Here is a 10,363-nt window from a genome sequence, read left to right on the forward strand (position 1 = left end):
CGTGGAATGCGCGCATCGTGCGCCCGCCCTCCGCCCAGCGCAACATCGTCAAACCCGCCAATTGGCAGAACTACGCATATCCCTTCATCTACGGGCAGTTCGATCAATCGCTCTTTCCGACCAATGACTGGCGCGAGTGCTGCCTGAAAGCGCTCTCGATCATGGAGATCCGCAACTGGGCGCCCGACCTGATCGAGCGCGATGACGAGTCGCTGATCCAGCAGATCCGCACGCGTGTGCTGCCGCGGCGCGGCGTGTTCGCCATGCCCGAGGAGATCATCATCACAAATGGCTGCCAGCAGGCGCTCTATCTCGTCGCCGACCTGCTGTGCGGCAAGAACACGACCGTCGGCTTCGAGAATCCGGGATATCCCGATGCACGCAATATTTTCGTGAATCGCAACGCGCAGCTGCTCGAATTGCCGATCGACGGCGAAGGGATCGACCCGGTGCGCCTGCGCGACTCGCTCGCCCGCTGCGATTACGTGTTCGTCACACCGAGCCACCAGTGCCCGACCACGGCCACCATGCCCATCGCGCGCCGCCAGGCGCTGCTCGAACTGGCCCAGCAGCACGACTTCGTCATCATCGAAGACGACTACGAGAGCGAAAACACCTTCTCCGGCACGCCGCATCCCGCCTTGAAGAGCCTCGACACGGCCGATCGCGTGATCTACGTGGGCAGCCTTTCGAAGACGTTCGCCCCCGGCCTGCGTCTCGGTTACGTGGTCGGCCCGAAAGAGCTCGTGCGCGAGCTGCGCTCGCTGCGCCGGCTGATGGTCCGGCACCCGGTGGCCTATATCCAGCGCGCGTTCGCGACGTTCCTCGCGCTCGGACACCACGACGCGCTGCTGCGCCGGCTCGCGCATGCCTACAAGGAGCGCGCCCGCGCGTTGATGGCGGCGCTCGACACCCATCTGCCCGAGGTACGCTACGTGCCGATCGGCGGTGGTGCCTCGTGCTGGGTCGAGGGCCCGGCGTGGCTGGACTCTTCACGCCTCGCAGACGATGCACGCGAGGCCGGCATCCTGATCGAGCCCGGCGGCGTGTTCTTCGCCGACGATGCCGAACACAGCCCGTGGTTCCGCATGGGCTTCTCCGCCATCAAGCTCGAGAAAATCGAGCCCGGCGTGCGCGCGCTCGCCGAGGTCGTGCGCAAGCAGCGGCCCGCCTGAGCTTCTCAGGAAGTCTCCGGGCGCTGGCCCAGGCGAAAGCTCCGCACTGGTGCTACCGCCATCGAGAGGCAAACCCTAACGTGTCGATATACCGTGCCGCGCGCGAGTCCTCGCGCACCGGACGGCACCGGCTTTTCCACTGGAGACACGTATGGCAGACACGCTCAGCGCCCAACCCGCCGTCACGGCCGACACGCTCGCCGCCTTTTCCGACGCCTTCAACCGCCATGACGCCGGCGCGCTGATGGGGTTCATGACCGAAGACTGCGTGTTCGACGCGGCCGGCGGCCCCGAGGTATACGGCACCCGCTTCGTCGGGCGTGAGGCGGTGCGCGCCGCTTTCGAAGCGGTCTTTCGCACGTTCCCCGACGCCCATTGGGGCGACGGCCGCCACTACGTCGCGGGCGAACGCGGCCTATCCGAATGGGTGTTCAGCGGCACGCATGCCGAAGGCTGGCGGATCGAAGCCGAAGGCTGCGATCTCTTCGAATTCCGCGACGGCCTGATCGCCGTGAAGCGCGCGTTCCGCAAGGAGCGCCCGAAGCAGGCCGCCTGACCCGCGTGCAGCGGCGCAGCGGCGCACCGGCGCACCGGCGCATCGGCGCATCGGTCGCCCAGTGTTTTGAAACGAAACGTTCCATTCCATTTCAGATTCACCCATCAAGGACGGAATCCCTTGACCCTCATTGGGTGCCGAATAGCATTCAAAACACGGCGTTCCGTCAAACGATAACCGGAGACAGTTGATGAGCGAAAAGACCCCCACCCAGACGGCCAGCGGCCCGCAGGACATGACCCCGTCCGAGGCCTTTGTCGAAACCCTCGCGGCCAACGGCGTGACCGACATGTTCGGCATCATGGGCTCCGCGTTCATGGATGCGATGGACATCTTCGCGCCCGCCGGCATTCGCCTCATTCCCGTCGTTCACGAGCAGGGCGCGGCGCACATGGCCGACGGCTACTCGCGCGTATCGGGCCGCCACGGCGTCGTGATCGGCCAGAACGGTCCCGGCATCAGCAACTGCGTGACGGCCATTGCGGCGGCTTACTGGGCCCATAGCCCGGTCGTGATCGTCACGCCCGAAGCCGGCACGATGGGCATCGGCCTCGGCGGCTTCCAGGAAGCGAATCAGTTGCCGATGTTCCAGGAGTTCACGAAGTACCAGGGCCACGTGACGAACCCCGCGCGCATGGCCGAGTACACCGCGCGCTGCTTCGACCGCGCCATGTCCGAAATGGGCCCGACCCAGCTCAACATTCCGCGCGATTACTTCTACGGCAAGATCAAGGCCGAGATTGCGCAGCCGCGCCGGCTCGACCGCGGCCCCGGCGGCGCCGAAAGCCTGAACGAAGCGGCCGATCTGATCGCGGCCGCGAAGTTCCCCGTCATCATTTCCGGTGGCGGCGTCGTGATGGGCGACGCGATCGAAGAGTGCAAGGCGCTCGCCGAACGCCTCGGCGCGCCCGTCGTGAACAGCTACCTGCACAACGATTCGTTCCCGGCGAATCATCCGCTCTGGTGCGGCCCGCTCGGCTACCAGGGATCGAAGGCCGCGATGAAGCTGATCTCGCGCGCGGACGTCGTGATTGCGCTGGGCTCGCGCCTCGGACCGTTCGGCACGCTGCCGCAACATGGTATGGACTACTGGCCAAAAGACGCGAAGATCATCCAGATCGACGCCGATCACAAGATGCTCGGCCTCGTGAAGAAGATTTCGGTGGGCATTTGCGGCGACGCGAAGGCTTCGGCGCAGGCGTTGACCGAGCGCCTCGCGAACCGCACCCTCGCGAGCGACGCCAACCGCGCCGAGCGCGCCGACCAGATCGCCACCGAAAAGGCCGCGTGGGAAAAGGAACTCGACTCGTGGACGCACGAGCGCGACGCCTACAGCCTCGACATGATCGAAGAGCAGAAGCACGAGCGCCCGCCCACCGGCGGCGAGTATCTGCATCCGCGCCAGGTACTGCGCGAACTCGAGAAGGCGATGCCCGAGGACGTCATGGTGTCGACCGACATCGGCAACATCAACTCCGTCGCGAACAGCTATCTGCGCTTCAACAAGCCGCGCAGCCTCTTCGCCGCGATGAGCTGGGGCAACTGCGGCTACGCGTTCCCGACCATCATCGGCGCGAAGGTGGCCGCGCCCCACCGCCCCGCGATCGCGTATGCGGGCGACGGCGCCTGGGGCATGAGCCTGATGGAAACGCTCACCTGCGTGCGCCACAACATTCCGGTGACGGCAGTCGTGTTCCACAACCGCCAATGGGGCGCCGAGAAGAAGAACCAGGTGGACTTCTACGATCGCCGCTTCGTGGCCGGCGAGCTGGAAAGCCCGAGCTTCGCCGGCATCGCGAAGGCGATGGGCGCGGAAGGCATCGTGGTGGACAAGCTCGAGGACGTGGGTCCGGCGCTCAAGCGCGCCATCGATCTGCAGATGAACCAGGGCAAGACGACCATCGTCGAGATCATGTGCACGCGCGAGCTGGGCGATCCGTTCCGCCGCGACGCGCTCTCGAAGCCCGTGCGCCTGCTCGACAAGTACAAGGACTTCGTCTGAAGGGCCAGCCGCAGCCCGCGCGCGCCGTATGTTGCAGGCAGGTGCGCGCGGGCTGCGTCCGATCGCCGGCCGCAGGCGGGGCACCCGCTTGTGGCCGGTTTTCGTCTGGACACGCCAGCTGCTGGCGTGAGTCCTTCCGTTTGTGCGTCCATGAGCCCATGACACCATGAAAGCCCTGAACCGTATCGTGGAAAGCGCGCGCCTCGCGCCCATGCGCATCGTGCTGTGCGAAGCCGATGACCCACGCGTGCTCGCCGCCGCGGCGCGAGCGAACCAGGAGGGCATCGCGCGCATCATGCTCCTGGGCGACCCGGGCGCGATTCGCGCGGCCGCCGCGCGCGAGTCGGTCGATCTCGGCGAGATCACGCTGATCGACCCGCAAAAGAGCGCATGGCGCGCGGCCTTCGCCGACCAACTGGTCGCGCTTCGCGGCGCTAAAGGCATGACGCCCGCGCTCGCGTGGGAGGAGGCCGCGAAGCCGCTCGTCTTTGCCAACCTGATGGTGCGTCTCGGCCACGCGGACGGGTCGGTGGCGGGCGCGGTTCACACGAGCGCCGATGTGGTGCGCACGGCCATCCAGCTGATCGGCGTCGAGCCGTCGTTCAAGCTTGTGTCGAGCTTCTTCCTGATGATGCTGTGCGAGCCGTTTCATCGCTATAAAGGCGGCCTGATCTTCTCCGACTGCGCGCTCGTGGTGGACCCCGACGCCGCGCAACTCGCCGAGATCGCCATGGCCGCCGCCGACAGCGCGCGCAGCCTGCTGATGGAAGAACCGCGCGTCGCGATGCTGTCGTTCTCGACGAGCGGCAGCGCCCACCATGCGAGCGTGGATAAGGTGATCGAGGCGACACGGCGCGTGCACGAGCAGCGCCCCGCCCTCTGCGTGGACGGCGACGTGCAGCTCGACGCGGCGCTCGTGGCCGAGATCGCCGAGCGCAAGATCGAGCATTCGCAGTGCGGCGGCCACGCGAACGTGCTGGTGTTCCCGAATCTCGATGCGGGCAATATCGGCTACAAGCTCGCGGAGCGTCTCGGCGGCGCGAAGGCCATCGGCCCGCTGATGCAGGGTCTGAACCGGCCCGCCAACGACCTCTCGCGAGGCTGCTGCCCCGAGGATATCTATTACGTGATCGCTACGACGGCGGTCCAGGCGCAGACGGCCCGCCAGCGCGACGTCACTCACTCGAAGGAACCCCACGCAGCATGACGCATGAGAAGGTCCTGGTGCTGATCGCCGTGATCGGCGCGGCCAGTTATTTTCAGACGATCACAGGCTTCGGCCTCAGCATGATCGTCATGGGCGCCACGAGCGGCTTCAGCCTCGCGCCGCTCGCAAGCATCGCCACCCTGCTGAGTCTCGTCACGCTCGCGAACAGCGCGGCGGCACTGCCCGGCAAGCTTCACCATATCGACTGGCGGGCGGTGGGCGCCGCGACGCTCGGCGTGCTGCCCTCGGTCGTGGTGGGTGTCCTGGTGCTCGACTACCTAAGCGCCTCGGCCTCCGGCATGCTGCAATTGCTGCTAGGCGCCGTCGTGCTGTACGGCGGCCTGGGCGCCGCGCTGCGGCCCGCGCCGCTCGCGCAACGCTCGGGCGACCGCAGCTTTTTCGTGAGCGGCGTGTGCGGCGGCCTCCTGAGCGGCATGTTCGGCGTGTCCGGACCGCCGCTCATCTTCCAGTTCTATCGCCAGCCGCTCAAGCTGATCGAGATTCGCTGCGCGCTGATCCTGCTTTTCACGGTGACGTCGCTCACGCGCGTGCTGTTCAGCGCCTGGGAGGGCGAGCTTCCCGCTTCGATCTGCATCGAGGCTGCGCTCGCCGCGCCGGTCGTGATGCTGATGACGCTCGCGGCGCGCCACTACCCGCCGCCGCTTTCCTCCCTCGCGATGCGCAGGCTGGCGTTCGGCGTGCTGATGATCATTGGCGCTTCGCTCGTGCTGTGTGCGGTGAAGGCGCTGATGGTTTGATGTGAGCCGGGGATTGCCCGCACAGGAATCGATAACTGCGCGCAGGCCGCGCCCATTGCGCTAACGCGGCGCCCCGATCCATTGCGCGAGACCGATCAGCCGCGCCATATCGAGCGCCTCGCCGGAGTCGAGCGCGACGCAATGCCGGTAGTACGGACTGAGGTCCAGCCCGACACCCAGCCCAATCACATCGACATCGCGCATCGCCTCGTGCCTCGCCACCACCTCCTTCAGGTGGTTGTCGAGATAGAAGGCGTCGTTCGTCTGCGCCGTTGCCGTGTCCATCGGGCTGCCGTCCGAGATCGCAACGAGAATGCGGCGCGCCTCGGCGCGGCCCGCGAGCCGCGCGCACGCCCATTCGACGGCCTCCCCGTCCACGCCCTCGCGAAACAGGTCCGCCTTGAGAAGCGCGGCGATGGCCGGGCGGGCGCGCCGCCAGCTCTCGTCGGCGGACTTGAACACCATGTGGCAGGTCTCGTTCAGGCGCCCCGGGTGGGGCGGTCGCCCGCCCCCGAGCCAGTCCGCACGTCCACGGCCGCCGTTCCAGGCGAGCGTCGTGAAGCCGAGCACTTCGGTCGCGATGCCCGCCTGCTCGCATGCGCGCGCGAGCAGATCGACCATCATGGCAACGGGCTCGATATGCGCCTTCATGGACCCCGAGCAATCGATCAGGAAGCCCACCACGCAATCGCTGCGCGGCTCGAATCGCTCGCGCCTGAACACGCGCCGCTCGGCGGGCGAGCTGACGACCTGCGCGAGGCGTCGGCCGTCGATCCGGCCGTCCTCCTCGCCGAAGAGCCAGCCGTCGTGCTGCGGCACCGCAATCGCCATCTGCAGCGTGCGCGCGAGCCGCGCAACGTTGATGCCGCACGCGGCGATGCGCTCGTCGAGCCGCTCCCGATACTCGCGCAGCAGCGCTTCGCGCACGCGGGTGGCGGGCCGAATCTCGCGGTCGTACTGCGTCGTGTATGCGCGATAGCCATTCGCCGCCTCGGCCAGCACGCGGCTCACGCCGCTCGGGGCGAGCGCGGGCAGCTCGACACTCGTTTCGTCGAAGTCGACCCACAGGGAGAACGACGTCAATGCGTCGTCGGTTGCGCGCGCTTCCTCGGCGTCGTCCCCTGCCCGCGCCGCGCGCGCGTCGTCGAGCATCGTCGCGACGCGGCGCGCCAGCTCGCGGGCATGCGTCGCGTAGGCGCGTTGATCTGCGCGAGTCGCGCGCAGCCCCGCAACTTGCACGCCGATCGCAGGCACGATGCCGGCGCGTGTCGCTTCGATCAGATCCTCGGTCTCGTCGAGCACGGGCCAGCCGCTCACGCGCGACCAGACGATCTGCGCCACCGTATAGAGCAGGATGCCGAGATGGCCTTCGCTCAAGCCCGCCCGGCACCAGGCGCGCGACCACGTTTCGAACCGGTGCCGCAGGTTGTGCGCGAGGCCCGGCATGCCGGGCGGCAATTGCGCCTCGCAGCGCACCTGCTCGAACAGCTCGAACAGCAGGCGCTCGATCGGGGCTTCGGGAGACAGCAGCCGGTGCAACGCTGCATCGGAATGGAGAAGCCGCTGCCCGGCGGCGTCGGCGGCGCCACGCAGCGAGGCGAACTCGTCCTCGTAGACGTTGCTGCGCAGGTGCGGCGCATGAAGCGGCAAGGGCCTCGACTCGCGGCAAAGCCGGCCGCCGCGATAATGCAGCGCGGCGTCGCCGGTGAGCGCGCGCACGGCGGCCGCGCATAGCGCCTCGCGCCGCAGCGCGGCGCGCACGGCCTCGGGCGTGGGCACGGACGTCACGCGCGCGGCTCCCGCAGTTCGCCGCCCTCGCCGCCCCTCGCGGTGGACGCCGCGTCCAGCTCGACGCCAAAGCAGCGCTGGTAATACTCGGCGACGATCGGCCGCTCCGCCTCGTCGCATTTATTGAGGAACGTGAGCCGGAACGCCAGCGCGGGATCGCGGAAAATCTGGCAGTTCTCGGCCCAGTCGATGACGGTGCGCGGCGACATCAGCGTGGAAAGATCGCCGGTCGCGAACCCTTTGCGCGTCAGCGCCGCCATGCTGATCATCGAATCGATGAGCTGCCGGCCCGCGTTTTCGGTCATCTCCGGCACGCGGGCGAGCACGATGCCGGCCTCCTCCTCGCGCGGCAGATAGTTGAGCGTGGCGACCACGTTCCAGCGGTCCATTTGCGCGTGATTCAGCATTTGCGTGCCGTGATACAGGCCGTTGAGGTTGCCGAGGCCGATCGTATTGGTGGTCGCGAAGAGGCGGAAGTGCGCGTGCGGGCGGATCACGCGATTCTGGTCGAGCAGCGTGAAGCTGCCGTCGCGCTCGAGAATACGCTGGATCACGAACATCACGTCGGGGCGGCCCGCATCGTATTCGTCGAAGATCAGCGCGACCGGGCGCTGCAGCGCCCACGGTACGATACCCTCCTGGAACTCCGTGACCTGGCGGCCGTCGCGTACCACGATGGCGTCCTTGCCAACGAGATCGAGCCGGCTGATATGGCCGTCGAGATTCACGCGTACGCAGGGCCAGTTCAGGCGCGCGGCGACCTGTTCGATATGCGTGGACTTGCCGGTGCCGTGCAGCCCCTGCACCATCACGCGCCGGTTGCGCGTAAAGCCGGCGAGTATCGCGAGCGTGACTTCGGGGTTGAAGCGATAAGCCTCGTCCACGTCCGGCACGTGGGCGTCGCGCTCGCTGAAGGCCGGCACCATCAAGTTCGAATCGAAGCCGAAGCGCTCGTGCACCGACACCATGCGGTCCGGCCCCTCCATCGCGCGTTCTGTGGTCATCGCGTCCTCCTTATCGCTTTCATGACTGCATACAGGCGGCGGCTTCATTTGCCGAAGCGGCCCGCACCTGTCTCTGTAGCGGCGGGCGGCCACGCCGCGAAGGACGGCGCGTAGTCGCGGGCGCGCTCACGGATGCGCGCGCGGCGCTGCAGCCATGCGTAGGTGACGAGCACCACGGCGAGGCTCGCCACGCCGAGCCAGAGCGGCTTGCGCTGCTCGGGGATGAACGCCATCGCCACGAGAATACCCACCATGCCCGTAATCGCAACCCATGTGAGGTAGGGGAAGCACCACATCTTCACGCGTAGCTCGCCAACGGCCACCGGATCGAGGCGTTTGCGCAGGCGCAATTGCGACAGGGCGATCAGCAGATAGACGAAGATTGCGACCGTGCCATACGAGTTGACGAGGAACGCGAACACCGTATCCGGCGATACGTACGACATCACGACCGACACATAGCCGAACACGGTGCCAAGCAGGATCGCGCGCACCGGCACGCCACGGCGGTTGACTTTCGCGAGCGCCGCTGGTGCGTCGCCGTGGCGGGTCAGCGCGAACAGCATGCGCGAGGCCGCATAGAGTCCCGAGTTGAGCGCCGAGAGCACGGCGGTCAGCACGATCGCGTTCATGATGTTCGCGGCGGCGGGCAAGCCCATCACCTGGAGCGCGCTCACATAGGGCGTCGACATGGCCGGCGAATTCCACGGCACGAGCGCGACCACGAGCAGTACAGAACCGACGTAGAACACGAGCACGCGCGTGATGACGGAGTTCGTGGCTTTCGCGACGGCCTTGGCGGGCTCGCGCGCCTCGGCCGCCGCGATCGTGACGATCTCCGCGCCGAAGTAAAAGCCCGTTGCCGCGACGGCGCCGCTCAACACCGGCCCGATGCCCTTCGGCATGAGGCCGCCATGGCCGAGCAGCGTCGGCAATACGGCGGTCGTATGTAGCGACGACGGCCACAATCCAAGGACATAGAGGCCGCCGAGAAAGAGGAAAACGATGATCGCCGCCACCTTGATCGAGGAGAACCAGAACTCGAATTCGCCGTAGCTGCCCACCGAGATCAGGTTCGTCGCGCTCAGGAGCACGAGCAATACGAGGCTGATGAGCCAGGCGGGCGCGTCCGGTAGCCAGAACTGGACGAGCTTGGCGCCCGCCACCGCCTCGACGGCGACCACGATCACCCAGAAGTACCAGTACATCCAGCCGGTGAGGAAGCCTGCCAGCTTGCCCGGTCCGCGCCAGGTGGCGAATGCTAGACGCGCATATTCGTAGAACGAACCGACTGCGGGCATGGCGCACGCCATTTCGCCGAGCATGCGCATCACCAGCACGACGAGGCCGCCGGTGATGAGGAATGAGAGCGCGGCGGCTGGGCCGGTCTGCTGGATCACGACGCCGCTGCCGACAAAAAGACCGGCGCCGATCACGCCGCCTAGCGCGATCATTGTCATGTGGCGCTGCTTTAGGCCACATTTCAGTTCCTGGTTGTCCATCGGGGGTTGCATGTCACCTCCACAGATTTTCGGTTCGATTCTCGAGGCGCCTTTTGGGTGGCGCTTTTTTTGTGGTTTTTTGGGTTTTTTGGGTTTTCCTGTGTTCGCGTCGGTATGCCAGTGTTGCCCCTGTGCGGGGCAATGCTCTCAACTTAAGCCCCGGAAGTGCTTGTAAACGAACCGTGGGACCTGTAAACTTCACACCATAACTTCCTGATAAATCAACGATATGAACTCAAATACCGGCGTCTTCCCGACTTCTGGCTGAGTTCTCCGATTTCCTGTTCGATCCGGCGCTCGCCGAGCGCGTGCGCCGCACCCCCACCGCCTTTACCCGCAATCGCACACTGACGTTGCCGCGCATGGCCGCG

General features: G+C 66.7%; 8 protein-coding genes. 5 read left to right on the forward strand and 3 right to left on the reverse strand.

The window, feature by feature from the left end:
* The 5 genes from M3I56_RS39825 to M3I56_RS39845 all read left to right on the forward strand — a co-directional run.
* A partial coding sequence (locus M3I56_RS39825) for a PLP-dependent aminotransferase family protein (protein ID WP_254358535.1) occupies positions 1–1,175 on the forward strand: 1,175 nt, incomplete at its 5' end.
* Between the two features lie 151 nt (positions 1,176–1,326).
* Complete coding sequence (locus M3I56_RS39830; RefSeq protein ID WP_254358536.1) at positions 1,327–1,731, forward strand: nuclear transport factor 2 family protein; 405 nt, start codon at positions 1,327–1,329, stop codon at positions 1,729–1,731.
* Between the two features lie 190 nt (positions 1,732–1,921).
* Complete coding sequence (xsc, locus tag M3I56_RS39835; RefSeq protein WP_254358537.1) at positions 1,922–3,733, forward strand: sulfoacetaldehyde acetyltransferase; 1,812 nt, start codon at positions 1,922–1,924, stop codon at positions 3,731–3,733.
* Positions 3,734–3,899: 166 nt separating this feature from the next.
* Positions 3,900–4,940, forward strand: coding sequence for a phosphate acetyltransferase (gene pta, locus M3I56_RS39840; RefSeq protein ID WP_254358538.1), 1,041 nt, complete (start codon positions 3,900–3,902; stop codon positions 4,938–4,940).
* Positions 4,937–5,698, forward strand: coding sequence for a sulfite exporter TauE/SafE family protein (locus M3I56_RS39845; protein WP_254358539.1), 762 nt, complete (start codon positions 4,937–4,939; stop codon positions 5,696–5,698). The genes pta and M3I56_RS39845 overlap by 4 nt, the downstream gene beginning before the upstream one ends.
* 60 nt (positions 5,699–5,758) lie before the next feature.
* Here M3I56_RS39845 and M3I56_RS39850 read toward each other — a convergent pair whose 3' ends face one another.
* The 3 genes from M3I56_RS39850 to M3I56_RS39860 are packed head-to-tail and all read right to left on the reverse strand — an operon-like array spanning position 5,759 to position 10,004.
* Entirely contained in the window at positions 5,759–7,486 is a 1,728-nt protein-coding gene (locus M3I56_RS39850) for a cobalt chelatase (RefSeq protein ID WP_254358540.1), read from the reverse strand.
* Positions 7,483–8,490, reverse strand: a complete 1,008-nt coding sequence (locus M3I56_RS39855; RefSeq protein WP_375541883.1) for an AAA family ATPase — start codon at positions 8,488–8,490, stop codon at positions 7,483–7,485. The genes M3I56_RS39850 and M3I56_RS39855 overlap by 4 nt, the downstream gene beginning before the upstream one ends.
* Before the next feature lie 44 nt (positions 8,491–8,534).
* Positions 8,535–10,004, reverse strand: coding sequence for an amino acid permease (locus M3I56_RS39860; RefSeq protein WP_254358541.1), 1,470 nt, complete (start codon positions 10,002–10,004; stop codon positions 8,535–8,537).
* Positions 10,005–10,363 lie beyond the last annotated feature (359 nt).

It is taken from the genome of Paraburkholderia sp. CNPSo 3281 (genome assembly GCF_024206515.1).
GTDB classification, from domain to species: domain Bacteria; phylum Pseudomonadota; class Gammaproteobacteria; order Burkholderiales; family Burkholderiaceae; genus Paraburkholderia; species Paraburkholderia nodosa.

What these genes read in the sequence shown, in the direction of transcription:
- M3I56_RS39830 (WP_254358536.1), top strand. Translation starts at nt 1,327, where the DNA reads ATGGCAGACACGCTCAGCGCCCAACCCGCCGTCACGGCCGACACGCTC.
- xsc (WP_254358537.1), top strand. Translation starts at nt 1,922, where the DNA reads ATGAGCGAAAAGACCCCCACCCAGACGGCCAGCGGCCCGCAGGACATG.
- pta (WP_254358538.1), top strand. Translation starts at nt 3,900, where the DNA reads ATGAAAGCCCTGAACCGTATCGTGGAAAGCGCGCGCCTCGCGCCCATG.
- M3I56_RS39845 (WP_254358539.1), top strand. Translation starts at nt 4,937, where the DNA reads ATGACGCATGAGAAGGTCCTGGTGCTGATCGCCGTGATCGGCGCGGCC.
- M3I56_RS39855 (WP_375541883.1), bottom strand. Translation starts at nt 8,490, where the DNA reads ATGACCACAGAACGCGCGATGGAGGGGCCGGACCGCATGGTGTCGGTG.
- M3I56_RS39860 (WP_254358541.1), bottom strand. Translation starts at nt 10,004, where the DNA reads ATGCAACCCCCGATGGACAACCAGGAACTGAAATGTGGCCTAAAGCAG.